21 protein-coding genes, 1 other RNA gene and 2 pseudogenes are annotated in these 25445 nt (G+C 62.1%); 7 read left to right on the top strand and 17 right to left on the bottom strand.

All coding sequences use genetic code 11. The features are described 5' to 3' along the window. Positions 1 to 52: 52 nt before the first annotated feature. The 7 genes from recR to tkt form a co-directional block, all read right to left on the bottom strand. Positions 53 to 655 carry a recombination mediator RecR gene (gene recR / locus VDP81_RS11290; protein WP_322996360.1) on the bottom strand — a complete coding sequence of 201 codons (603 nt, stop codon included), beginning with the start codon at positions 653 to 655 and terminating at the stop codon, positions 53 to 55. 1 nt (position 656) lies between these two features. Then, positions 657 to 983 (bottom strand): YbaB/EbfC family nucleoid-associated protein, encoded by a 327-nt coding sequence (locus tag VDP81_RS11285; RefSeq protein WP_322996359.1) that lies wholly within the window; start codon positions 981 to 983, stop codon positions 657 to 659. A 43-nt stretch (positions 984 to 1026) separates the two neighbouring features. After that, positions 1027 to 3228 (bottom strand): DNA polymerase III subunit gamma/tau, encoded by a 2202-nt coding sequence (gene dnaX / locus VDP81_RS11280; RefSeq protein WP_323012335.1) that lies wholly within the window; start codon positions 3226 to 3228, stop codon positions 1027 to 1029. Between the two features lie 32 nt (positions 3229 to 3260). Then, positions 3261 to 3358: signal recognition particle sRNA small type (gene ffs / locus VDP81_RS11275), an RNA gene on the bottom strand. 19 nt (positions 3359 to 3377) lie between these two features. Next, positions 3378 to 4565, bottom strand: a complete 1188-nt coding sequence (locus VDP81_RS11270; RefSeq protein ID WP_323012334.1) for a phosphoglycerate kinase — start codon at positions 4563 to 4565, stop codon at positions 3378 to 3380. Positions 4566 to 4711: 146 nt separating this feature from the next. Next, positions 4712 to 5722: a type I glyceraldehyde-3-phosphate dehydrogenase gene (gap, locus tag VDP81_RS11265; protein ID WP_322996356.1), complete on the bottom strand. Its 1011-nt coding sequence runs from the start codon at positions 5720 to 5722 to the stop codon at positions 4712 to 4714. A gap of 12 nt (positions 5723 to 5734) precedes the next feature. After that, entirely contained in the window at positions 5735 to 7780 is a 2046-nt protein-coding gene (tkt, locus tag VDP81_RS11260; RefSeq protein ID WP_323012333.1) for a transketolase, read from the bottom strand. 145 nt (positions 7781 to 7925) lie between these two features. Between tkt and VDP81_RS11255 the strand changes: the two genes are divergently transcribed. Beyond that, positions 7926 to 8642, top strand: coding sequence for a 16S rRNA (uracil(1498)-N(3))-methyltransferase (locus tag VDP81_RS11255; RefSeq protein WP_323012423.1), 717 nt, complete (start codon positions 7926 to 7928; stop codon positions 8640 to 8642). A gap of 15 nt (positions 8643 to 8657) precedes the next feature. Here the strand turns inward: VDP81_RS11255 and VDP81_RS11250 are convergent, their stop codons facing one another. The 4 genes and pseudogenes from VDP81_RS11250 to VDP81_RS11235 form a co-directional block, all read right to left on the bottom strand. Beyond that, the gene (locus tag VDP81_RS11250) at positions 8658 to 9119 is read right to left on the bottom strand and encodes a barstar family protein (RefSeq protein ID WP_323012332.1); all 462 of its coding nucleotides are present in this window, start codon (positions 9117 to 9119) and stop codon (positions 8658 to 8660) included. Continuing rightward, the gene (locus tag VDP81_RS11245) at positions 9116 to 10327 is read right to left on the bottom strand and encodes a patatin-like phospholipase family protein (RefSeq protein ID WP_322996353.1); all 1212 of its coding nucleotides are present in this window, start codon (positions 10325 to 10327) and stop codon (positions 9116 to 9118) included. The genes VDP81_RS11250 and VDP81_RS11245 overlap by 4 nt, the downstream gene beginning before the upstream one ends. Next, positions 10302 to 12597 (bottom strand): annotated as a pseudogene (locus tag VDP81_RS11240) (NADP-dependent malic enzyme). The gene VDP81_RS11245 and the pseudogene VDP81_RS11240 overlap by 26 nt, the downstream one beginning before the upstream one ends. A gap of 88 nt (positions 12598 to 12685) precedes the next feature. Next, positions 12686 to 13630: a hypothetical protein gene (locus VDP81_RS11235; protein ID WP_323012331.1), complete on the bottom strand. Its 945-nt coding sequence runs from the start codon at positions 13628 to 13630 to the stop codon at positions 12686 to 12688. 42 nt (positions 13631 to 13672) lie between these two features. On the opposite strand from VDP81_RS11235, the gene VDP81_RS11230 reads away from it, so the two are divergent. Beyond that, positions 13673 to 14839, top strand: coding sequence for a pyridoxal phosphate-dependent aminotransferase (locus VDP81_RS11230; protein ID WP_323012330.1), 1167 nt, complete (start codon positions 13673 to 13675; stop codon positions 14837 to 14839). 10 nt (positions 14840 to 14849) lie between these two features. Here VDP81_RS11230 and VDP81_RS11225 read toward each other — a convergent pair whose 3' ends face one another. After that, entirely contained in the window at positions 14850 to 15719 is an 870-nt protein-coding gene (locus tag VDP81_RS11225) for a lytic transglycosylase domain-containing protein (protein ID WP_322996349.1), read from the bottom strand. 79 nt (positions 15720 to 15798) lie between these two features. On the opposite strand from VDP81_RS11225, the gene ubiD reads away from it, so the two are divergent. Further along, positions 15799 to 17346 (top strand): 4-hydroxy-3-polyprenylbenzoate decarboxylase, encoded by a 1548-nt coding sequence (ubiD, locus tag VDP81_RS11220; RefSeq protein ID WP_323012329.1) that lies wholly within the window; start codon positions 15799 to 15801, stop codon positions 17344 to 17346. 28 nt (positions 17347 to 17374) lie between these two features. On the opposite strand, the gene VDP81_RS11215 is transcribed toward ubiD, so the two are convergent. The 5 genes from VDP81_RS11215 to dacB form a co-directional block, all read right to left on the bottom strand. Further along, positions 17375 to 17719, bottom strand: a complete 345-nt coding sequence (locus VDP81_RS11215) for a hypothetical protein (protein ID WP_323012328.1) — start codon at positions 17717 to 17719, stop codon at positions 17375 to 17377. Beyond that, positions 17716 to 18153 (bottom strand): phage holin family protein, encoded by a 438-nt coding sequence (locus tag VDP81_RS11210; protein WP_323012327.1) that lies wholly within the window; start codon positions 18151 to 18153, stop codon positions 17716 to 17718. The genes VDP81_RS11215 and VDP81_RS11210 overlap by 4 nt, the downstream gene beginning before the upstream one ends. An 8-nt stretch (positions 18154 to 18161) precedes the next feature. Further along, entirely contained in the window at positions 18162 to 18485 is a 324-nt protein-coding gene (locus tag VDP81_RS11205) for a DUF883 family protein (RefSeq protein WP_322996345.1), read from the bottom strand. A 90-nt stretch (positions 18486 to 18575) separates the two neighbouring features. Then, the gene (gene upp / locus VDP81_RS11200) at positions 18576 to 19214 is read right to left on the bottom strand and encodes a uracil phosphoribosyltransferase (RefSeq protein WP_322996344.1); all 639 of its coding nucleotides are present in this window, start codon (positions 19212 to 19214) and stop codon (positions 18576 to 18578) included. A 63-nt stretch (positions 19215 to 19277) separates the two neighbouring features. Next, a complete protein-coding gene (dacB, locus tag VDP81_RS11195) occupies positions 19278 to 20651 on the bottom strand; it encodes a D-alanyl-D-alanine carboxypeptidase/D-alanyl-D-alanine-endopeptidase (protein ID WP_322996446.1) in 1374 nt (457 codons plus the stop codon). A 168-nt stretch (positions 20652 to 20819) separates the two neighbouring features. Here dacB and queA point away from each other — a divergent pair, with 168 nt between their 5' ends. The 4 genes and pseudogenes from queA to secD all read left to right on the top strand — a co-directional run bounded on the left by queA (position 20820) and on the right by secD (position 25437). Continuing rightward, positions 20820 to 21896, top strand: coding sequence for a tRNA preQ1(34) S-adenosylmethionine ribosyltransferase-isomerase QueA (gene queA, locus VDP81_RS11190; RefSeq protein ID WP_323012326.1), 1077 nt, complete (start codon positions 20820 to 20822; stop codon positions 21894 to 21896). Next, on the top strand, positions 21893 to 23029 hold the full coding sequence (gene tgt, locus VDP81_RS11185; protein ID WP_322996342.1) for a tRNA guanosine(34) transglycosylase Tgt: 1137 nt from the start codon (positions 21893 to 21895) through the stop codon (positions 23027 to 23029). The genes queA and tgt overlap by 4 nt, the downstream gene beginning before the upstream one ends. 92 nt (positions 23030 to 23121) lie before the next feature. Then, entirely contained in the window at positions 23122 to 23469 is a 348-nt protein-coding gene (gene yajC, locus VDP81_RS11180; RefSeq protein WP_322996341.1) for a preprotein translocase subunit YajC, read from the top strand. Between the two features lie 95 nt (positions 23470 to 23564). Further along, positions 23565 to 25437 (top strand): annotated as a pseudogene (secD, locus tag VDP81_RS11175) (protein translocase subunit SecD). Positions 25438 to 25445 lie beyond the last annotated feature (8 nt).

Genomic DNA, 25445 nt, shown 5'->3' with positions numbered 1-25445 from the left:
CAGCATCTGCGCCTAGGCCGTGTTGCAACCACGGCACTACCCGACGAAGCGGCTAACGGCGCTCCATCAAGGCCCAGGCAATGGTGCCTGCATCAACATATTCAAGTTCGCTGCCACTGGGTACACCACGGGCCAGGCGGGTAACCGCCAGGCCGCGGTCACGCAGCATCTCGGCCAGATAATAGGCGGTGGTTTCACCTTCAGCGGTGAAGTTCGTGGCCAGAATGACCTCGCGGACTTGCTCGTCGGCCACACGCTGCAGCAGTTGGGCAAAACGCACCTGATCGGGACCCACCCCTTCCAGGGGCGCCAAACGGCCCATCAACACATAGTACAGGCCACGATAGCCGTGGCTGGACTCGATCATGTTCTGATCGGCAGGCGTTTCGACCACGCATATCTGGCCGCCATCGCGGTCAGGGTCCTGACAGATGGCGCATATGGGCGTCTGAGAGAACGAATTACAGCGGCTGCAATGACACAGGCCATCCACAGCAGCATGCAGGGCTTTCCCCAGGCGCACGGCCCCATCAGGATCATTTTGCAGCAAGTGATATGCCATGCGCCGCGCTGTACGCACGCCTACACCAGGCAGGCTGCGCAAGGCATCGATCAGGGCTCGTAGAGGCTCTGGTTCGGGCAGGCTGGTGGCCATATCAGAAGGGCAGCTTCATCCCGGCAGGCAAGGACATCCCAGCGGTGACCTCGGACATTTTGTCCTGGGCAGTGGATTCTGCCTTGCGCTGAGCGTCATTGAAAGCGGCGGCGACCAGGTCTTCGATCATGTCGCGGTCGTCATCGAACAGGGACGGATCAATCGTGACACGCTTGACGTCGAATTTGCAGCTCATGGAGACCTTGACCAAGCCGCCGCCAGCCGCACCTTCGACCAGGATATCGGCCAGGGCGTCCTGGGCTTTTTTCATGTTTTCCTGCATTTGCTGCGCCTGACGCATCAAGCCGGCAATCTGACCTTTCATCATTGTGGAGTCCTGATTGGGTAAGGGGTAAGAATGGAAACAGGCACTATACCGCAGACGGCCGCACCGACCCGGGCACCAGACGCGCCCCAAACTGCGTGATCAGCGCCTGGACGATCGGGTCTTGGTCGGCGGCCTGTTCGGCGGCCTCCTGGCGCTGGGCCTGGGCAGCCTGATCGACGGCATACGCCGTGTCACTGCCGGTATTTCCGTATTGCACCTCCAAGCGCATGACGCGGCCAAAGTATTCTGTCAGTCCGGTCCGCAGGCGATCCAGCGCCCCACCCTCGGTCAGGGTATGAATGGCCACCCGCAGGCGAATCTGATGATCGTCACCTGAGAGCCATTCACTGTTCAGGGCCAGCGCCCGGGCAGCCCCAGTAACCGACAGGGCCTGAGCAACCGCAGGCCAGTCGGCAGGCGCAAGGCTGAGTGGATCAGGAATGGATGGTGCCGGATCGGCGCTGCCAGCGGCAGACAAACCCGCCAGTCCTGCTGGTAGTTCGTCGTCCGGCAACAAATCACCGGGGGCGACAGCCGAATCAAAATCATCCGGTATATCAGAGACCTGGGCAGTCCAGTCGTCGGACGAAACATCCGCACTGTCAGGGACTTGGGCCGTCCAATCGGCATTGCTTGGCAGATCCTCTGGCGCGGAGACGGGTGCGGCGGGGACAGAAGCGGAGACGGGCGCAGGGGCGGAGACGGGTGCGGCGGGGACAGAAGCGGAGACGGGCGCAGGGGCGGAGACGGGCGCGGGGACAGGGATTGCTGTGGGCGCCGATGTCTGTGCGCCATCCGGCAAAACTGTCTGATCAACGGCGACCGCGTATTCAGGCTGAACAGGCAAAGCACCAGCATCGGCAGACTGCGTCTGGGGGACAGGTTGCGGTATGTCTTCCCAGGCGGGAGGCTCTGGGGACAAAGCCGCCATCGGCGGCTGAGTCGCCGGAGTCGGAGTCGGAGTCGGAGTCGGAGTCGGAGTCGGAGTCGGAGTCGGAGCCGGAGCCGGAGCCGGAGCCGGAGCCTGAGCCTGAGCCTGAGCCTGAGCCGGAGCCGGGACCTGAGTCTGAGCCGGAACTTGAGCTTGAGCTTGAGCCTGGTCTGAGATGGCCGGGGCAACAGCCCCCGCCACCGGTGGATTCAGATGCACGGGCGGCAGGCGGTCTGGCGGCAGCAAAGCCAGCATGCGCAGGCAAGCCATGACAAAACCTGCATATTCGTCAGGCGCCAGGGAGAGTTCGTGGCGGCTGTGAACCGCGACGGCATAAAACAGCTGCAAATCATTGGGCGACAGCATCCCGGCCAAGGCCGTGATGTCATCGGCCAACGGATCATCCGCCTGCGCATGCCCCAGACGCTGGGCAATGGCGACGCGCGACAGCAGGATCGCCAGATCGGCCAGCGCCGCCTGAAACGACAGCCCACGGGCGGAGAGTTCATCGGCCACGGCCATCACTGCCCGGGCATCAGCCACGGCCAGCGCGCGCGACAAAGCCACCAGGTGATCCTGATCCAGCGTGCCCAGCATGTCGCTGACAGCGGCAGCCGTCAGGTTGCCGGCGGCATAGGAAATCGCCTGATCGGTCAGTGACAAGGCGTCGCGCATCGAGCCTGCCGCCGCCTGGGCAATCAGGCGCAGGGCGGTGCCATCCGCCGGAATCGATTCTTGTTCCAGAATGTATTGCAGGTGTCCGGTGATGGCCGGGACGGTCATTTGCTTGAGATTGAACTGCAGACAGCGCGACAGCACCGTCACGGGAATCTTCTGTGGATCGGTGGTCGCCAGGATGAACTTGACGTGCTCGGGGGGCTCTTCCAGGGTCTTGAGCATGGCGTTGAACGCATGCCCGGTCAGCATGTGGACTTCGTCGATCATGTAGACCTTGTAGCGACCCGAGGACGGGGCATACACCGCCTGTTCCAGCAGCTGGGTCATCTCGTCCACCCCGCGATTGGAGGCGGCGTCCAGTTCGAGATAATCAACAAAACGGCCTGCATCGATTTCTGTGCAGGCCTGACAGTGCCCACAAGGCGTGGCGGTAACGCCATCGGCACAGTTAAGGGACTTTGCCAGGATGCGTGACAGGGTGGTCTTGCCTACCCCCCGCGTGCCGGTAAACAGCCAGGCATGATGCAGCCGACCGGATGACAAGGCATTCGAGAGCGCCCGGACCACGTGGTCCTGACCAATCAGGGTGTCAAAGGAACGGGGGCGCCACTTGCGCGCCAGAACGAGATAGCTCATGGGACGGCCGCCACCCGGAAAAGACTGAAATGAAAGGCGAGCCTGACTTCGGCACTGGTTCTGCACGGCTGTGGCTGCTTCGTTCCCGACCTGACCAGGTTGACCGCCGAACCATGCGAAGGGGCCCGCCGCATGAATTCTAACAGACCTTAGGCACCTCGTGCCTGCAGGGCTGCCACCGCAGGCAGAGTCTTGCCTTCGAGGAATTCCAGAAAGGCCCCGCCCCCGGTGGAAATGTAGCCCACGCGGTCGGCGATGTCGTATTTGGCGATGGCGGCCAACGTATCGCCCCCCCCGGCAATGGAAAACCCAGAGGAATCAGCAATCGCCTGGGCGATCACCCGAGTCCCCTCGGCAAAGGCGTCGAATTCGAACACGCCCACCGGGCCATTCCAGACTATCGTACCCGCCTGGCGTAATTGCTCGGCCAACAAGGCCGCCGTCTGTGGACCGATATCCAGGATCAGGTCGTCTGCCGCCACGTCGCCGGCAGCCTTGATCGTCGTCGGCGCATCGGCGGCAAAGCGGGTCGCCACGACGACATCCACCGGAATAGGCACCTGCACGCCGCGTGCGCGCATGGCATCGATCACGGCCTTGGCCTGATCCACCTGCTCGGCCTCGGCCAGGGATTTTCCGATGGGCAGACCAGCGGCCAGCATAAAAGTGTTGGCAATCCCGCCGCCGACGATCAATTGATCGACCTTATCGGCCAAGGCCTGCAAGATGGATAGCTTGGTAGAGACCTTCGAGCCCCCCACAATGGCCACCAGGGGGCGGCGTGGGGCCTGCAGGGCACGGCCCAGGGCATCGAGTTCGGCAGCCAGCAGGGGGCCGGCGCAGGCCACGGGGGCAAAGCGCGCCATGCCTTCGGTGGTGGCTTCGGCGCGGTGTGCTGTGCCGAAGGCGTCATTGACATAGACATCGCACAGTGCCGCCATGCGGCGGGCCAGATCGGGGTCGTTTTTCTTTTCGCCGGGATTGCAGCGGCAGTTTTCCAGCAAGACCACCTGACCGGGCTGAACCTGCACGCCATCGACCCAATCGGCCACCAGGCGCACGGGCTGTTGCAGCAGCTCGCTGAGACGATCCGCAACCGGCTGCAAGCTGTCCTCAGGATTGACCACGCCTTCTTTGGGCCGTCCCAGGTGCGAGGTGATCATCACGGCGGCACCCGCCTTCAAGGCCAGCTGGATGGCTGGCACAGAAGCCCGGACCCGAGTGTCTTCCGTAATTTTCCCATGAGCCAACGGAACATTGAGATCGGCGCGGATGAAGACCCGCTTGCCGGCCAGGGCGCCAGCCTGCGCCAGATCGGAGAGTGTTTGTATCGTCATGAGAGTCCTTGGGGGGGCATGACAGCCAGCCATCGCGCAACATGTTGTGCGCATCCGGCCAGCACATCGGTTAATCGAAAAAAGGGCAGGTTACCCTGCCCTTGTGCAACTGGCAGCCACCAGCATGCAATCATGGATGGTGCGAACTATTTAGCCGACATCAGGGCCACGGTCGTATCCAGCATGCGATTGGAGAAGCCCCATTCGTTGTCATACCAGGAAGATACCTTGACCAGTGAACCAGAGACTTTGGTCAGGGCGGCATCCACGGTGCTGGAAGCCGGATCGTGGTTGAAATCGATGGAAACGAGCGGTTCGGTGGTGTAGGCCAGAATGCCCTTCAGGGGGCCTTCGGCGGCAGCCTTCAGAATGCCGTTGACTTCGTCCACGGTGGTGGCGCGCGCCGCCACAAAAGACAGGTCGACAATGGACACGTTGATGGTGGGCACGCGGATGGCATAGCCATCGAGCTTGCCGTTGAGCTCGGGCAACACCAGGCCCACCGCTGAAGCCGCGCCGGTTTTGGTGGGAATCATGCTGTGCGTGGCCGAACGCGCACGCCGCAGATCAGAGTGATAGACGTCGGTCAGCACCTGATCGTTGGTGTAGGCGTGTATCGTGGTCATCAGGCCGTTGACGATGCCGATCTGTTGATGCAGAGGATGCACCAGCGGCGCCAGGCAGTTCGTGGTGCACGAAGCGTTCGAGATCACCGTATCGGTGGACTTCAGGACCTGATGGTTGACACCGTAGACGATGGTGGCATCCACGTCCTTGCCGCCAGGAGCGGAAATAATGACTTTTTTAGCGCCGCCAGCCAAGTGGGCCGAGGCCTTTTCCTTGGAAGTGAACAGGCCGGTGCATTCAAGCACCACATCGACCTGGAGTTCGCCCCAGGGCAAATTGGCGGGATTCCGTTCGGCCAGCACACGGATGCGGTCGCCATTGACCACCATGCTGTCACCGTCGACTTCGACCGTGCCGGGAAAGCGGCCATGCGCCGTGTCATAGCGGGTCAGGTGGGCATTGGTTTCCGGATCGCCCAGGTCGTTGATGGCCACGATCTGGATATCGTGCTTTTTGCCGTCCTCGTAGTGAGCGCGCAGGATGTTGCGGCCGATACGGCCGTACCCATTGATGGCAACACGAATAGTCATGAAAGATCTCCTTTACAAAAGCTGTTCGATCGTGGCCGCCACGTGGTCGGCCGTCAGGTTGAAATGCTTGAACAACACACCGGCAGGCGCCGATTCGCCGTAAGTATCGATACCCACCACCGCCCCGGTGGTGCCGACATATTTGTACCAGGTGGCGGTGCCGCCTGCCTCGACTGCCACACGGGGCAGCACCGCAGGCAACACGCTGTTGCGCCAGTCGGCATCCTGGGCATCAAAGACCTGGGTACAAGGCATGGACACCACGCGAGTGGCCACGCCACGCGCCGCCAACTGATCCTGGGCCTGCAAGGCGATTTCGATTTCGGAGCCCGTCGCGATAATGACGGCGCAAGCACCGACCATATCACGCAGCACATAGCCGCCGCGAGCAATCGCCTGAGTAGTGGCCGGATCGCGCGCGACAAACGGGAGATTCTGGCGCGACAGCAACAAGGCCGATGGCCCCCCCCCATGCACGGCCATGCCGATGCTGGCAGGCCGCGCCAGCGCGGCCTGCCAGGCCACGGCGGTCTCGGTGGTATCGCAAGGCCGCCAGACATGCAGATTGGGAATCAGACGCAGGCTGCCGGCGTGCTCGATGGACTGGTGGGTGGGACCGTCTTCGCCCAGGCCGATGGAATCGTGAGTGAAGACATGCACGACCCGCTGCTTCATCAGCGCGGCCATGCGCAAGGCATTGCGCGAATAATCGGAGAACGTGAGGAATGTGCCGCCAAAAGGCAGGTAGCCGCCATGCAGGGCCATGCCGTTCATGATGGCGGCCATGCCGAATTCGCGCACGCCGTAATTGATGTGACGACCGCCCTGCAGGCCATCGGCAGTGCGGCGCACCGGCATGACACCAGGCCAATCGGTGAAATTGGACCCGGTCAGGTCAGCCGAACCGCCCAGCAGCTCTGGCAGGATCTCGGCAAAGGCAGCGATGGCCTGTTGCGAGGCCTTGCGCGAAGCGATGGATTCGGCCTTGTCCTGGGTGGACAACACGTATGCCTGGGCGCGCTGGGCAAAGTCGATGGGCAGTTCGCCTGCCATGCGGCGGCAAAGCTGGGCGGCGAGTTCTGGGTAGGCCTCGGCATAGTGATCGAAACGCACCTGCCAGTCGGACTGCAAGTGAGCGCCGCGTTCGCGGCCGCTCCAGTAGTCGTATACCGACTGGGGAATCTCGAACGGCGCATGAGCCCAGCCCATGGCTTTGCGAGCGGCGGCGATTTCTTCCGCCCCCAGGGGCGAGCCATGGATTTTTTCGGAGCCAGCCTTGGTCGGCGCGCCCTGGCCTATGACAGTACGGCAGCAGATCAGGGTGGGGCCACGGCCTGCGGCAGCGTGTGCCCGGGCCTGGGTGATGGCGGCATCCAGGGCATTCATGTCGTGCCCGTCCACGCCGCGCAGCACATTCCAGCCATAGGCCTCAAAACGTGCCGGGGTATCGTCGGCAAACCAATCCTGGACCTGGCCATCGATCGAGATGCCGTTATCGTCGTAAAAGACGATGAGGCGAGACAGGCCCAGCGTGCCGGCCAGCGAGCAGGCCTCGTGGGAGATGCCCTCCATCAGGCAGCCGTCACCGACAAACGCATAGGTATCGTGATCGACGATGGCATGGCCGGGGCGATTAAATTCCTGCGCCAGCAGCGCCTGCGCCAGGGCCATGCCCACCGCATTGGCCAGCCCCTGGCCCAGCGGCCCGGTGGTGGTTTCGACCCCCGGCGTGATGCCGACTTCGGGGTGACCTGGGGTGCGCGAATGCAACTGGCGGAAATTGCGCAGTTCTTCCATGGGAAGGTCATAACCGCTGAGGTGCAGCAAGGCATACAGCAGCATCGAGCCATGACCATTGGACAGCACAAAGCGGTCACGATCCATCCAGGCAGGATCAGACGGATTATGGCGCAGATGGCGCGTCCACAACACATGGGCAATATCGGCCATGCCCATCGGTGCGCCTGGGTGTCCGGAGTTGGCTTGTTGAATGGCGTCCATTGCCAGCACGCGGATAGCATTGGCCATGGAAGAGTCGGGGGCAGGCAAAGCGCTCATAGGGTCTTGGGGCAAGCCATGCAGCCTGTGCTGTGGGTCTTGCCATAATCTAGGATGACAAAGCCCTGAATTTTACCACTGCCCCCGCCACGGTTTATAGTCCCGGCGTACACCCTTCGTGGTCATTGCCAAAATCCCCGCCCCTATGCCTCGATTTTTCTGTCCTGTGGCCTTGCAGGCCAACACCAGTATCGACCTGCCTGACGCGCTGGCCCATCATGCTTTGCGGGTGCTGCGCCTGCCTGCCGGGACGGCCATCACCTTGTTTGACGGCCAAGGCGGGCAATACCCTGCCGTGCTGCAGGCTGAAGGCCGACGGGCCTGGGCCCAACTGGGGCCGCAGATGGCCATCGAATGCGAGCTGCAAGGCCAGCTGACGCTGGTGCAAGGCATCGCCTCGGGCGACAAAATGGATTGGATCATCGAAAAGGCAGTTGAGCTGGGCGTGCAGACGGTGGTGCCCGTCGCCGCCGAACGCAGCGTGCTGCGCCTGTACGGCCCACGCCTGGAAAAACGCCTGGCCCACTGGCGCGCTATCGTGCAGTCCGCCAGCGAGCAGTGTGGGCGCAATCGCCTGCTGCAAGTGCGTGAGCCAGCCCCGCTGGCCAGTTGCCTGCCGACGCTGAACGGCCCCGTCTTGTTTGCCCACCCCGACGGTGCCCAACCGTTTGCGCAGGCATTGCAGCCGGTTACACAGCAGTTAACGCTGATGGTGGGCCCCGAGGGCGGGTGGTCGAACACCGAACTGGACCTGGCCCAACGCCACGGCCTGCAGCCGGTGCGGTTTGGCACCCGCGTGCTGCGTACAGAAACCGCAGGCCTGGCCATGGCCGCAGCGGCTACCGCCCTGCTGGACTGGTAAGCCAGGCGGATGAAATCAGCCTTCTTCGCGGCCTGAATACGGCGTGGGGTCGACACCTGGTTCTGGATCGGGATGCGCACCCGCGTGCTGAATGGCATAAGAAAACACGCGCTCGTTGTTCTGACCGTATTCGACGACATCATCACACACGCTGCGAATGGCCTGGGCATCATCGGCCAGAGCAGGATCACCGGAATGCAGGTGCCGGAACCACAGAAACAAGCCGGTTTTCTGGTCGTTGACGGTATCGCACAAGCAATCGTACAGCGCGTCCAGATTGCTGCCAAAAAACTCTGGGTAGTCGATGGCCTTGACCACCGCGCGCAACACCGCAGAGCGGCTGCGGGCGCGGTCACAATCCACGACGAAAGCCGTCAGTCCGGCCTCGGTGGCAGCCGCCAGAGCATCGGCTTCGGAGATTGTCTGAGCGTCTACTGCGCCCAGGGCAAATAATTTGTTTGACTGGACCAGACTCATGCGGACCACTCCTTGAAAAAAGCGATGATTTCATCAGCACGATTCATGCTGTCTGCCCTGCCTAACGCGATCAGGTCTTTGGTATAGCCTGCTTCGAACAAGAGATAGGATGCCAGCGCCCCACCCCCGGCCTTGTGTTTCCGGGGTGAAACCCCCAACACCCGGAACAAAGTCTGCACGGCGCGGGGCAGTTCATGCAGATGGTCCAGGGCGATGTCGTCCAAGGACCGGCTGGGTGCGATCATCAAGGTTTGAATGGGGCGCAATGTCTCGCTTTTTAATCCATTTGCAGGGATTCGTGCAAGCAGCTCATTGATGCGCGTCATGCGTTCGATGTCGACCGAGACCCCATCAAGGAAAATATTCGACAGCGTATGCCCCGCCACCTGGGCCAGACTGGGGTAGTCCGGGCTGAGCTCGCGGATGCCGGGCAGGGTTTCATCCTGGTAGTTGGTCCCGATGACAAAGACGCGCTGAGCCCCCAGATGAATGGCTGGACTGATGGGCGCCAATTGGCGCATCGAGCCATCGCCGCACCATAGGGTGCGGTCGCCCAACAAGATCGCCCGCGCCGGGAACACAAAAGGAATCGCGCTGGAGGCCAGCAGATGATCCACCCCGATGGGACAGGACACGGCCCGGCGCAAAGTACGGGTCCAGGGCTTGATGGCGCCCCTGGCCTGATAGAACGTCAGGTGTTCGCCCGTGGTGTAGGCCGTGGCCGTGATCGCCAGCGCCTGCAGATGTCCACGGGACAGATTGGTCTGCAAGCGCGAAAAATTCAGCGTGCGCCCCAACAGGCGCGATAAAGGTTGGTTATCCAACAAGGAGTGCGGCGCATGGCGCGACCACTGGGGCCGCAGCCATCCCAGGGTCAACATGCCGAGCCACTGCAGGCCGGTACGTATCAGACGCGGGGCATCGGCATAATAAACATCCGAAGCATGCAGGGCCTGCCACAGGGCACACAGGTGATTGACGGCCCGATGCGGCTGATGGGCGCGACAGGCCAGGGCAGCCGCGTTGATGGCCCCTGCCGATGTGCCGCAAATAATATCGAATGGATTACGAAAAGCCGGGCTGCCGTCGGGGTCCAGCACCTGCATGACCCCGGACAACACCCCGGCCTGGTAGGCGGCGCGAGCGCCGCCTCCCGTCATGATCAGCCCGATACGGGGCCGATCAGTGGCGTCGTGGCTTATTGGCATCGACCACCGTCAAAGCGGCCATATTGACGATCCGGCGCACGGTGGAGCTGGACGTGAGAATGTGCACCGGCGCATTGGCTCCCAGCAGGAACGGCCCCACGGCCACATTGCCGCCCGCTGCAGTCTTCAGCAGGTTATAGGCGATATTGCCGGCATCGACGCTGGGGCAGATCAGAAGATTGGCCTCGCCCTGCAGGGTGGTGGACGGCAGAATGCGCTGACGCAGTTCAGGGTCCAGGGCGCAATCGCCGTGCATTTCCCCATCGACTTCCAGCCCTGGATCGCGTTCGCGCACGATATTCAGGGCCGCCCGCATTTTCTCGCCGGAAGACGAGCTGCCGGTGCCGAAGTTGGAGCGCGACAACAAGGCGACCTTGGGTTCGATGTTCAGGCGGCGCAGTTCCTCGGCGGCCATCAGGGTGATCTCGGCAATCTGGGCGGCATCCGGCATGTCGTTGACATGCGTGTCCGCCAACGCAATGGTGCGTTCTTCCAGCAGCAGAATGTTCATGGCGGCATAGGTCTTGGCCCCAGGCTGCAGACCCAGGACCTCGTCGATGAAGCGCAAATGATTGGCATACGAGCCCACCGTCCCGCAAATCATGCCGTCGGCATCACCCATGCGCACCATCATGGCACCAATCAAGGTCAGGCGGCGACGCATCTCGACGCGTGCCATTTCCTTGGTGATGCCCCGGCGGCACATCAGATCCCAGTAGGTCGTCCAGTAATGGTGGAAACGTTCGTCGTGTTCAGGGTTGGTCACATCGACGTCCTCGCCCAGACGGATGCGCAGCCCGTATTTCTCGATCCGGGCAGCCAGCACGGCCGGGCGACCAATGAGTATGGGCTTGGCGACACGCTCGTCGACGATGATCTGGACGGCCCGCAAGACGCGTTCGTCCTCGCCTTCGGCAAACACAATGCGCGCCCTGCCTCCCTCGCGGATCATGGCGCGCGCCGCCGAAAACAAGGGCTTCATGAAGGCCCCTGAGTGGTAGACGAACTGTTCCAGTTGCTCGGCATAGCCTTCGATGTCGGCGATGGGCCGAGTGGCCACGCCATCGTCCATGGCCGCCTGGGCGACTGCCGGAGAAATCCGCACGATCAGGCGGGGATCAAAGGGCTTGGGGATGAAATAACTGGAGCCGAATGACACGTCATACAGGCCATAGGCCGCCGCCACGACGTCGTTTTGTTCTTCGCGGGCGAGCTTGCAGATCGCCATCACGGCGGCTTTTTCCATGCCCCGGGTAATCGTGGTGGCCCCGACGTCCAGCGCGCCTCGGAAAATATAGGGAAAGCACAGGACATTATTGACCTGATTGGGGAAATCGGAACGCCCCGTGGCGATGACCGCATCATCGCGCACCGCCAGGGCATCGGCGGGCAGGATTTCCGGGTTGGGGTTGGCCAAGGCCAGGATCAGGGGCCGAGCGGCCATTTTCTTGACCATGGCGGGTTTCAGCACCCCCCCGGCGGACAAACCGAGAAACACATCGGCATCACCGATGATGTCGTCCAGCGTACGGGCATCGGTGGCCTTGGCGAAGCGGGATTTTTTTTTCGTCCATCAAGGCCGTGCGGCCCTGATAAACCACGCCCTCGATGTCGGATACCCAGATGTTTTCCAGCGGCAAGCCCATGTCCATCATCAGGTCCAGGCAGCCCAGGGCCGCAGCCCCCGCGCCAGAGACCACGACCTTGACCTGGGCGATGTCCTTGCCGATGACTTCCAGGCCGTTGATGAAGGCCGCCGTGACGCAAATCGCCGTGCCATGCTGGTCATCGTGAAACACGGGAATTTTCATGCGCTCGCGCAGTTTGCGCTCGACCTCGAAGCATTCCGGAGCCTTGATGTCTTCGAGGTTGATCCCGCCAAAGGTGGGCTCAAGCCCGGCGATGATATCGACGAGCTTGTCCGGGTCCTGTTCGTTGATCTCGATGTCGAAGACATCCAGGCCGGAGAATTTCTTGAATAGAACGGCCTTGCCCTCCATCACGGGCTTGGAAGCCAGCGGGCCGATATTGCCCAGGCCCAGCACGGCTGTGCCGTTGGTGATCACCCCGACCAGATTGCCCCGAGCGGTGTAGCGAAATGCGTTGTGGGCATCGGCGACGATTTCTTCGCAGGCCGCAGCCACCCCTGGCGAATATGCCAGCGCCAGATCCCGCTGATTGGATAGCTGTTTAGTGGGTGTGACAGAGATTTTTCCGGGACGCCCATGCTCGTGATACTCGAGCGCTGCCTTGCGCAGGGATTCTTCCATGGTGATACCTTGATGAGTAATGAGGGAGTTACGCCAGCCATTCTAGCTGCTAGAAACCGTCAGGGGTATGAGTTGCCGCGTATGCGGTTCATGCGCCGGACCCATAGGGGCTATGAAACATCTGGCCAAGCGCAGGAAACAGGCCATCGGGATCAAACAGACTGCGGATTGTTTCGTCCAGCGCCTGTCCAGCGGCATCGGGCCCTGGCCGGTTACCCCAACGCGACTGGTAAGGGCGATCTGCGGCTTGTCCCTGGCGTTCGTCGAACACCAGCCATTCGACCCAGCCGAGTTCGCCCCCATGGCCCAGCAGCAAGTGCGCCAGATTGATGGTCTGGCCCTCTGCCGGGCCCAGTGCATCCAAGCGATAACGCGACTCCCAGGTCGAGGCAGCGGCAACTGCCCCGGATTGCGCATGCAATTCGAACAAGCGCGGAATCATGGCCTGAACCCGCAGATTATCCAGCGGCTTCTGATTATCCACCCCAAAGGCCCCAAAATTGGCCTGGGTGCCGTCAGACAGCAGCACCATGGCATGCACCAGGCCGCTATCGGCGGTGTGCCCACGATCCCAGTCGCAGGCCCGCCGGTCAGCCAGCCAGGCAGCCACCGTGAGGTGCGGGGGCTGGTCGCGAAACTGCGGCAAACCGGCAGCCTCAAGATCCCCGATCAGGCAGCCGGGCTGAACAAACCAGCGCGAGTCATCCGGCCCCAGGCGCTCGTGGCGCGACAAGGCGGTGCCGGGTTCGATCCACAGCACCGGCGCATCCGTCAGGGAAGCCGCTGTCGGCACGCCGTCCAGGGCCATGGTGATGCCGTGCTCCAGGCAAAGGCTGCGCGCCCGGTAAACGTCCTGCATATTGGCCGGCACCAGGCGGGCACTGCCCGCCGAGGTGGAGAAATCAAAGACCTGACCATCCGATCCACGTCGCAGACGGGTCAGGAAAGCATCCCAGGGAGAGCGTTCGGCGCGACGACCTGACAGGAAGGCGCGGCGTGACGGCAACGGCATGCCGGAATTATCTGGTGCCAAGGCTACAATCCTTATTCTTGAACAATGTGGTAGAGAATCGTCATGGTCCGATTGGCCGACAGAACCGAACGCACGGTTCCATTTTACGCTGTAGAAGTCCTGAAACAGGCACAGGCGCTGGCCGCACAAGGCCACGACATCGTCAGCCTGGGCATCGGCGAACCGGATTTCACGGCGCCGGCCCGAGTGCTGGAAACACTGAACCGCGCAGCGGACGCCGGCCTGAGCGGCTACACCGCCCCGGCAGGCATCCCGGCGCTGCGCGAGGCCATTGCGCATTACTACCAGGGCCATTTCGGCGCCACGGTAGACCCATCCCGGATCTTGGTCACCTCGGGTGCCTCGGGCGCCCTGATGCTGGCTACCCTGGCCCTGATCAACCCAGGCGACGAAGTGCTGATGCCTGATCCATCTTACCCGGCCAACCAGAACTTCATCACGGCGGCGGGCGGGCGCACCCGCCTGATTCCGACGACGGCCGAAAACCGCTTCCAGTTGGACGCTTCGGACATCGATGCTCATTGGGGGCCCGATACCCGAGGCGTGCTGATCGCATCCCCGAGCAACCCCACCGGCACGTCCATGCCGCGCGAAGCATTGCGCGCCCTGATTGCCGCCGTGCGCGCCCGAGGCGGCTTTGTCATCATGGACGAGATCTATCTGGGGCTGCACTACGACCAGCCGCCTGCCAGCGCCCTGACCCTGGACGATGACATTATCGTCATCAATAGCTTCTCGAAATACTTTCATATGACGGGCTGGCGCCTGGGTTGGCTGATGGCGCCGGCAGCCATGATGCCTGCCATCGAACGCCTGGCCGCCAGCCTGGCCATCTGCGCACCGGCCCTGTCCCAACATGCCGCCCTGAGCTGCTTTGAGCCCGAGGTCATGCAGATTTACGAACGCCGCCGCCTATCCTTCAAGGAACGACGAGACTACCTGCTGCCGGAATTCGCGCGGCTGGGCCTGACTGTTCCGGCGGCGCCGGACGGGGCGTTTTATATTTTTTCGGATATTCGCGAATTTGGATTGGACAGCGCCGAATTTTGCCGACGGCTGCTGCACGAAGCCGGGGTTGCTTCAGTGCCGGGGCTGGATTTTGGACAGGCTCATGCGCAGCACACGGTGCGGTTTTCGTATGCCACGGGGCTGGACCGCCTGCGCGAGGCCATCACCCGTATGGAAACCTTTCTGGGCCAGATCCGATAGCCGTCCAGGCCTATTTGCCCAGGGGAATGCCCGAAGCCAGGGCAATGCGGCGGCGTTCGGCCAGGACCTTGGCCCCATAGCCGCCATCGCCGGGGCCGGAGGCCCCCACATAGCAAGCCAGGCCCCCCTCGATCGAGCCACGCCGCCGGATACAGTCCGACAGAATTTGCGTGCCGATGCGGATATTGACGACTGGGTTGAAGATCGCAGCCGGGCCGCCATGATCCAGCAGCTTGTCGCGATGCACCCGGGCCATCACCTGCATCAGGCCCTGCGCGCCTACCGCGCTCTCGACAAACGGGTTATAGCGGGACTCAATCGCCATGACGGCCAGGATCAGCTGAGGTTCGACCTTGAGTTCCTTGCCCACCAAAAATGCCGTTCGTACCAAGGCCCCCGCCACGCTGGCGGCAATCCGGTACTTACGGGCCAGATAGCTGCGCAGACCCTGGGCCTGGGCTGCCGTGACGCCCGGAATGGCCTGATCACGCATGCTGGCAGCCAGTGCCTGCATGAATTCGGGCTGGGCGACCGAAGCAGAGGTCTCTCCCGCACCGGCCTGCGCTGGCTCGGTCTCCACGGCCTCGGAGGCTTCAGCGGCTTCGTCTTCAGACACCGGCCGTTGGCTGTCCGGCGGCGCCCACGCGTATTCGGCATCATTGCCGCCGTAGCTTGAGCCATCCGCCTGAAACATGGCCAGCACAACCTGATGCAGTTGCTGAGACTGTTGGCGCATGGAAGGCAACACAAGGCTGAGTACCAAGGTCGTCAGGACCGCCAAGCCCAGATAAATCGCGCTGACGTGGATGAATTCACCCAGAGAATGCAGCACGGCACGCATGCCATGCTGCAGGCGGTCATGGAAATACCCTGCATGCATAAGCAGATCCGGCAGCCGTCAAGGCGGGGAGAATGGTAATCTTGGGCACGACCACACTGTAACCTGATTGGCTCTATCTGTGAAATATCGCGATCTCCGGGATTTCATCGCCCAACTCGAGCGCCAGGGGCAGCTCAAACGCATCACGCACCCCGTGTCCACCACGCTGGAAATGACTGAAATCAGCGACCGCGTCCTGCGGGCTGGGGGGCCTGCCCTATTATTTGAAAACCCCAGCCACCAAGGCCAGCCCAGTGCCATGCCGGTGCTGACCAACCTGTTTGGCACCCCGCAACGGGTGGCCTGGGGCATGGGCGCCCAGGATGTCTCGGCCCTGCGCGACACGGGCGAATTACTGGCCTCGCTGCGCGAGCCCAGCCCGCCGCACGGCATGCGCGATGCCCTATCCAAAGTCGCCATGCTGAAATCCGCCCTGTGGGACATGAATCCCCGCCAAGTCCGCGCTGGAGCTTGCCAAGACATCGTCATCGAGGCCGCCGATGTCGATCTGCACAGCCTGCCACTACAAAGCTGCTGGCCCGGCGATGTCGCACCCTTGCTGACGTGGGGGCTGGTCATCACTCGTGGTCCGAACGCCCGCCGCCAGAACCTGGGCATCTACCGCCAGCAACTGATCGGGCGCAATAAACTCATCATGCGCTGGTTATCGCATCGAGGGGGCGCGCTGGATTTCCGCGATCACTGCCTGGCCCACCCCGGCAAGCCGTTTCCGATTGCAGTTGCCCTCGGCACCGATCCCGCGACCTTGCTGGCGGCCGTCACCCCGATTCCCGACAGCCTGTCCGAATATCAATTCGCCGGTCTGCTGCGCGGATCACGCACTGAACTAGCCGCCGCGCTGGGCAGCGACCTGCAAGTCCCGGCCCAGGCTGAAATCGTGCTGGAAGGCCACTTGCTGCCGGCCTCCGACCCGCGCGCACTGGCCCCTGTGGTACCAGACGGTGCCCCGATGCCACCAGATACCGGCTACGAAATGGCCTTGGAAGGCCCCTATGGCGACCATACCGGCTACTACAACGAACAGGACTGGTTTCCAGTATTCACCGTCGAGCGCATCACGCACCGTCGCCAGCCTGTTTACCACAGCACCTACACCGGCAAACCCCCCGACGAGCCTGCCATCCTGGGCGTCGCCCTGAACGAGGTCTTCGTGCCTTTGCTGAAACGCCAGTTCCCGGAGATCACGGATTTTTATCTGCCCCCCGAGGGCTGCAGCTACCGCCTGGCGGTGGTGTCCATCCGCAAGCAATATCCGGGCCACGCCAAACGCATTCTGTTCGGCCTCTGGAGCGTACTGCGGCAATTCATGTACACCAAGTTCATTGTGGTGGTCGACGAGGACATCAATCCTCGCGACTGGCCTGAGGTCATCTGGGCCATCACCACCCGCATGGACCCGGTACGCGATACTTTATTGGTAGAAAACACGCCCATCGACTATCTGGATTTTGCCTCGCCGGTCTCTGGCCTGGGCGGCAAGATGGGGCTGGATGCCACCAACAAATGGCCGGGCGAAACCCAGCGCGAATGGGGTCGCACCATCGAGATGTCAGCCGAGGTCAAGCAACGCGTAGACGCGATGTGGGATCAACTGGGGATTTCCTGATTCTCTGAAGCAGGCATACGCCAAGCCATCAAGCAAGATCCGAGGGTGGTTTGCGTTTGCCCAGCCATACCAAGCCGGCGATCAGGGCGGCTTTCAGGGCCAGGCGACGGCGTTTCGGGGTGCCGATCACCGATCCCAATAGCGACAGCACCATCGGATAGCGACGCAATAAACCCAGGCCAGTGCCTATCCAGCCCAGGCCTGCGGACCCCAGTTGGTCCCGCGTCTGGCCAATCAAGGCAGCCGGCTGCATTTGGCTAAGCAATTGGCAGGCGCTGCGTTTCCAGGCCAGGCGCTGATAGTCCGCCCGCAAACGCAAAACCTCGATCTGCAGATCGCGCTGGCGGCTAGTCGATGGAACGGGTGAACTCATGGGGCCTCCGTCTCGGCAACAGATGGCTCAGCGGCTGCTCTCAGCGCAGCGTCATGCTCGGCAGCACCAGCCTCAGGATGCAGCACCTGGGCGTCCTGGCGCAACACATCCAAAGTGACTGAAAAGGGGGGCGCATCCCGACGCGACTGGCGCACCAGCCAGCCGATCAATCCCAGCCCCAGCACGGCATACAGGCCCGCCATGCAGGCCAGGGCAACATAGCGCTGTTCTGTGGGCCAGGCCCACAAGGCAAAGGCCAAGGTCGCCACCAACAAGGCCAGCAGGATAAAGATGGCCGATAACAGCAGCACGGCCAGCCGACACAGCAGGCGGTCGCGCACCTGCAGGGCCTCCAGGCTGGCGAGTTCAAGCCTGGTAACGACCAACGCCAGCGTCTGGCTGGTCAGGTCCTGAAGGGCGCGTCTGAAAGCCATCGGCGCGATCAGCGGCGCGACAGCAAGGCACCCAGCAACAAGCCGGCCACCCCTGCCATGCCAACGGCCTTCCAGGGGTTTGCCTGGACGTATTCGTCGGTGTCATGGGCAACCTTTCGGCCTTGCTCGACCAGCGTGGCCTGGGTTTCGGAAAGCGTAGTGCGGCCACTTTCCAGGACTTGCAAGGCACGCGCACGCAAATCGGCGGCCTTGTCGCCGGTAGCGTCGGCGGCTTCGCGCAATAAGCGTTCAGCCTGATCCAGGCTGGTTTTCAAGTCTTCAATCAAGGCGTCACCGACGGACTGCGTGACAATGGGCTTGCGGGTGGCCATAAGAACTCCTGGTTTGTGTACAGACAAGCTTATCCTAACCGATCAGATCGGATGGAAAGTCAGAAATTGCTACCTGTGTACCGATTCGTTTTAATCCGGTTTTTGCCGCGTACCGAAGATACGATCCCCCGCATCGCCCAAGCCAGGGATGATATAGCCGTCCTCGTTCAGGTGGCTGTCGATGGAGGCCGTGTAAATATGTACATCCGGATGGGCTTTTTCAACAGCGGCAATGCCCTCTGGGGCAGCCACCAGAACCAGGGCGCGCACATTACGGCAGCCGGCTTGTTTCAGCATGTCGATGGCCGCCACCATCGACCCGCCGGTGGCCAGCATGGGATCGACGATCAAAGCCAGCCGTTGATCCAGCTGCCCGACCAGTTTTTCGAGATAAGGCTGGGCCTGCAGCGTTTCTTCGTTGCGCGCAATGCCGACCGCGCTGACCTTGGCCCCGGGGATAAGGCTGAGTACGCCATCCAGCATGCCGATGCCCGCGCGCAGGATAGGCACTACGGTGACTTTCTTGCCGGCCAGCTTTTCGACTGCCAGATCACCGGCCCAGCCCGTAATCTGGGCAGGTTCCAAAGGCAGGTCCTTGGTGGCCTCGTAGGTCAGCAAGGCACCGATTTCCTGGGCCATCTCGCGGAAGTTCTTGGTGCTGAGATCGGCCCGGCGCATCAGCCCGAGCTTATGGCGAATCAGGGGGTGGCGAATTTCGTGGATAGGCATGGTCATCAGGGGGCAGAATAAGATTGAATTGCAGTGTAACCCCCGCCCTGCCTTGCTGGTGAATCAACGGCTGGCCAGCCAGCGCACAACCGCATCATCAAACGCCCGCACCGCCCCCGCCTGAGGGTGGTTGACCATGCTGACCAGGATGTAGCGTTTCCCGCTGGCCCCACGCACATAGCCTGCCAGGGCCCTGGAATCCCGCAAAGTGCCGGTTTTCATGTGCGCCTGGCCGCGTGTGTCGTCCGCCCGCAAACGCCGCCGCATGGTGCCGTCCGTCCCGGAGATGGCCAGGGAGGAGATAAATTCCGGCATCATGGGCGAACGCCAAGCCACATCCAGCATCTGCGCCAGACCATGGGCCGTGATCCGTCCCTGGCGCGAGAGTCCGGAACCATTGTCCAGCACCCAGCCTGTGATGTCGACCTGCTGGTTCTTCAGAATCTGCTGGACAGCCTGGCCGCCCGACGCTGGGGTAGCCCCGGGGCCGTTGAGTTCGGCCCCCAAGGTCAGCAACAGCATGCGCGCCATGACATTATTGCTGCGCTTATTGATCAGACGAATGACGTCGGCCAGGGATTCAGAATCCAGGGACGCCAGCACCTCGGCCTTGGCCGGGGCCTTGCCTTCGGCGAAGCCGCGCGCCAGGGTGCCGCCCAACTCGCGCCAGAGCAGGCGAAACAGGGCTTCAAAGTGGTCCGCCTGCGTGCTTGCCAAACGAAATAGGCTGAAGTCCCCACAGGCACCATAGGCCTGCCCGCTGATGCGTATCGTGGCCACTGCTCCCTGTATCTGTGTGCTGGCAGAAAAATTACGGGCGGGCTTGCAGCCCCCATCCAGCCATTCCAAACGGCCTTCGATGCGCACATTGCGGGTTGGTGGATCAATCACCGGCACCCACTGACGATGTGCGACATCCGCCTGAAACAACACGCGAGTCGCCCCAAAACCCACCATCATGGCATCCGGGCTGGCGTTATAAGGTCGATCCGGCGAATCGTCGAAATCACCGGGGTCGATCTCTACCCGGCCAAACAGGCTGCGATCAACAATGACTTCGGACAGATTCTTGACCCCGCGCAAACGCAATTCGCGCAGGCCGTTCCAGAGATCCTCGATGGTGAACAGCGGATCGCCCGAGGCCTGAATATACAAAGGCCCCTGCAAAGATCCCTGGGCATCAATTTTCATCCCCGGGCCGGCCAGGAAGCGGGTCCGCCAGACATAATCCGGCCCCAGGGCCGACAGCGCCGTCCAAGTCGTGACGGTCTTCATCACCGAGGCTGGATTGCGTGGCTGGCTGGCATTGATGCTGGCGACCACGGGGCCACCGGCCTCGCGTATTTCCAGGGACAAGGCGGAGTCCGGCAGCTTGGTGGCCTTCCAGGCCTTTTGCAGTTCGGGAGGCAGGGCTTGAGCGGCTGCCGTGGCCAGCATCAGCGCAGACAGTGCACCGGCGGCCAGCACCCGAGATAAAGGCCGCAAACACAAGGGGGATTTTGCCCGCTGATTGATTGGCGCATGATTCTGTGGCACGGTGCGATTCATCCCTGTCGGCGACAAAAGCCATCAGCATAATCCAAAATATGGCAGGCGCTAAAATACATGCCTCTCTTCTTACCGCGCCACTGTACCCCTGTGATTGCTGATCTAGATTTAGCCGATTTCGACTACCCCCTGCCCCCCGAGCTGATTGCCCAGCACCCTGCCGAACGACGTGATGCCAGCCGCCTGCTGCACCTGGATGGCTCGGGTGATTTGCACGACCGCCAATTCACCGACCTGCCCAGCCTGCTGCGGGCAGGCGATCTGCTGGTCTTCAACAATACCCGCGTCATCAAGGCCCGCCTGCGTGGCCATAAAGCCAGCGGCGGCCAGGTCGAAGTCCTCGTCGAGCGCATCACGGACGCGGACCGCGCCCTGGCCCACGTGCGCGCCAGCAAATCCCCGCGTCCAGGCACGCGATTGCGATTGGGCGACACGCCCTTCGAGGTCACCGTACTCGGGCGTCAGGACGAATTATTCGAGCTGGCCTTTCCGGGCCCGGTGCTGGAATTGCTGGCCCTGCACGGCAGCGTGCCGCTACCGCCCTATATCAGCCACGCAGCCGATCACGAAGACGAGTCGCGCTACCAGACGGTCTATGCCGAAAAACCGGGGGCAGTGGCCGCCCCCACCGCCGGGCTGCATTTCGACCAAGCCATGCTGGATCATTTGCAAGCCATGGGGGTGAACCAGGCATTCGTCACCCTGCATGTCGGTGCAGGAACCTTCCAGCCCGTGCGCGTCAGCCATATCCGCGACCACGTCATGCATGCCGAGCGCTATGAAGTCCCCGCCGACACTTTGCAGAAAATCCGCGAAACACGCGCAGGCGGCGGACGTGTGATTGCCGTGGGCACGACCAGCGTACGGTCGTTGGAGGCAGCGGCACGCGAAAGCGATGGCTTGCAGGATGCCCAGGGAGACACGCGCCTGTTTATTACCCCAGGCTATCAGTTTGCCTACGTTGACGCGCTGATCACCAATTTTCATCTGCCCCAGTCCACCCTGCTGATGCTGGTGTCGGCCCTGGCGGGCATAGAACCCATCCGGCGGGCCTACGCCCACGCCGTACAATCACGCTATCGTTTCTTCAGCTATGGCGACGCCATGTTCATCGAGGCCACCCAGACCCCATGACCGGATTGCAATTCGACCTGCTCCACACGGACGGCGCCGCACGGCGCGGTCGCATGACCCTGAACCACGGCGTGGTCCAGACCCCCATTTTCATGCCGGTAGGCACTTATGGCAGCGTCAAGGCCATGCTGCCGCACGAACTCACCGAGATCGGTGCCCAGATCGTGCTGGGCAATACCTTCCACCTGTGGCTGCGCCCCGGCACAGACATTCTGGACCGCCACGGCGGGCTGCATGGCTTCATGCAATGGGATAAGCCCATCCTCACAGATTCGGGCGGGTTTCAGGTATTCAGCCTGGACAGCATGCGTAAAATCACCGAAGAAGGCGTGCGCTTTGCCTCGCCGATCGATGGCTCACGCAAATTCCTGTCGCCAGAGGAATCCATGCGCATTCAGCGCAGCCTGAATTCCGACATCGTGATGGTGCTGGACGAATGCACGCCCTACCGCATCGACGACCGCCCGGCCACTCATGAAGAAGCCGCTGCATCCATGCGGATGTCGCTGCGTTGGGCCAAGCGTTCGCGCCAGACCTTCAATGAACTGCACAATCCCAATGCGCTGTTCGGCATCATCCAGGGCGGCATGTATGAAGACCTGCGCGACGAGTCCCTGGCCGGCCTGACCGAAATCGGCTTCGAAGGCTATGCCATCGGCGGCTTGTCGGTGGGCGAGCCCAAGGAAGACATGATGCGCGTCCTGGCCCATGTGGCCCCGCGCATGCCAACGCACGCCCCACGCTACCTGATGGGCGTGGGCACCCCCGAAGACCTGGTCGAAGGCGTGCGCCGGGGGGTGGACATGTTCGACTGCGTCATGCCTACCCGCAACGCCCGCAATGGCTGGCTATTTACGCGCTACGGTGACATCAAGATCCGCAACGCCCGCTATCGCGACGACACGCGCCCGCTGGACCCCAGTTGCCATTGCCACACTTGTCAGCAGTTTTCCCGATCCTACCTGCACCACCTGCAGCGGGTGGGGGAAATCACGGGGGCGCGACTGAATACCTTGCATAATCTGCATTTCTACCTGGATTTGATGGCTCAAATGCGTAGCGCCATCGAAGAAGACCGCTTTGATGCCTGGCGCGAGACTTTCCTGCAGGATCGTGCACGCGGCATTGAATAGGCCCGCTTGCGCAGGCTAGGCCGGATGCCGCTACAATCAAGAGTTAATTTTATATATCCTTCTTACTTAACACCGATCCCCCAGGAGATTTCATGTCCCTAGTCGACACCCTGACCCTGCTACCAGCCCAGGCTGCAGGCACTGACGCCACTGGCGGCCTGATGGGCATGCTGCCCATCATCTTGATGTTCGTCATCCTGTATTTCCTGATGATCCGCCCTCAGATGAAACGCCAGAAAGAACACAAGAAAATGGTCTCGGCGCTGGCCAAGGGCGACGAAATCATCATGTCCGGCGGTTTGCTGGGCAAGATCAGCAAAGTCAGCGACAGCTACATTACTGTCGAGATCGGTCAGTCTGGCGACAAAGCCATCGAATCCATCGTGCAACGCAGCGCCGTGACCTCCGTGCTGCCCAAGGGCACGATCAAAGCGCTCTGATCCGTCCCATCCGGCGCTGCTTCGGTGCTCTGTCCGTTTGATCCGGCAGTATCCAATCGGCGCCCGGTCTTTTCCGCTCTCCCTCTCGACAGACCATGAATCGCTACCCCCTCTGGAAGTACCTCATCGTGCTGGCGGCCGCCCTGATCGGCGTGCTGTACACGCTGCCCAATCTCTATGGCGAGTCACCTGCCGTCCAGATCGCGGGGGCGAAGACATCGATCAAGATCGACCAAAATACGCTGGACAAGGCCAATCAGATCCTGCAACAGGCTGATATCCACCCCACCGCCAGCTCGTTCGAAATGAATGGCCCAGTGGGCACGGTACGCCTGCGCTTTGATTCCACCGACACCCAGCTCAAGGCCAAAGACACGCTGGAACAGGCCTTGAATACCGACCCCAAGGCACCGGAATACACCGTCGCCCTGAACCTGATGTCGGCCTCGCCCGCCTGGCTGTCGGCATTAGGCGCCCACCCCATGTATTTGGGGCTGGATCTGCGGGGGGGGGGTGCACTTCCTGCTGCAGGTGGACCTGGAAGGCGCGCTGACCAGTCGTTATGACTCCATGGCGAGCGAGGTCCGCACCACGCTGCGGGACAATAAGCTGAAATTCGAGGACGTCGAGCGCAACCAGCAATCCGTCCGGGCAAGCTTTGCCACCCAAGACGCCCGCGACGAGGCAATCGACGCCCTGCGCCGCTCCATGCCCGAGATGGATTTCACCACCGCCCAGTCCGGCAACAGCTGGCTGCTGGATGGCAAGCTGAACGCAACCGCCATCACGCAGGTACAGAACAACGCCCTGAAACAAAATATCCAGACCCTGCACAACCGGATCAACGAACTGGGCGTGGCGGAACCCGTGATCCAGCAACAGGGGGGGGACCGCATCGTCGTCCAGCTACCTGGTGTGCAGGACGTGGCCAAGGCCAAGGACATCCTGGGCCGCACCGCGACGCTGGAAATCCACATGGTGGATGATTCACCCGCCGCCGTAGCTGCGCTGCAATCAGGCCGCGTGCCCTTCGGCCTGGTGCGCTATACCGACCGCGACGGTCGGCCACTGCTGCTGCGCCGGCAAGTCATCCTGACCGGCGAAAACCTGCAGGACGCCCAACCCGGCCGTGACCAACAAACCCAGGAAGCCACCGTCAACCTGACGCTAGACTCCAAGGGCGCCCGAATTTTCCGGGACGTCACCCGTGACAACATCGGCAAGCGCATGGCCATCGTGCTGTTTGAAAACGGCAAGGGCGAGGTCGTCACCGCTCCGGTCATCCGCTCTGAAATTCCCGGCGGACAGGTACAGATTTCCGGCAGCATGACGGCCCAAGAGGCCGCCGATGTGTCCCTGCTGCTGCGTGCGGGGTCGCTGGCCGCGCCCATGCACATCATCGAAGAACGCACCATCGGCCCCAGCCTGGGTGCCGCCAACATCAAACAAGGCTTTGATTCGACTTTGTATGGCTTCGTCGCCATCGCGATCTTCATCATTGCCTACTATCATCTGTTTGGCCTGTTCTCCACGCTGGGCCTGTCCTTTAATGTGCTGCTGCTGCTGGCCGTGCTGTCCATGCTGCAAGCCACCCTGACTTTACCGGGTATTGCCGCCATCGCCCTGACCCTGGGCATGGCCATCGACGCCAACGTGCTGATCAATGAGCGCATCCGTGAAGAACTGCGAGCAGGACTACCGCCGCAGCAGGCCATCCACCTGGGGTTTGATCGCGCCTGGGCCACGATTTTCGACTCCAACCTGACCAGCCTGATCGTGGGGATTGCCCTGCTGACCTTCGGCACCGGGCCGGTGCGCGGCTTTGCCGTGGTGCACTGCATTGGCATTCTGACCTCGATGTTCTCGTCGGTGGTGGGAGTGCGCGCCCTGGCCAATCTGTATTACGGTCGCAAGCGCAAACTCAAAACCGTCTCTATCGGCCAGATCTGGAAACCCAATCAGGACTAATCAGGATT

Source organism: Castellaniella sp. (genome assembly GCF_034675845.1).
Lineage (GTDB): Bacteria > Pseudomonadota > Gammaproteobacteria > Burkholderiales > Burkholderiaceae_B > Castellaniella.
The sequence above is the reverse complement of the archived record's forward strand: the minus strand, read 5'-3'. Positions and strand labels throughout refer to the sequence as shown.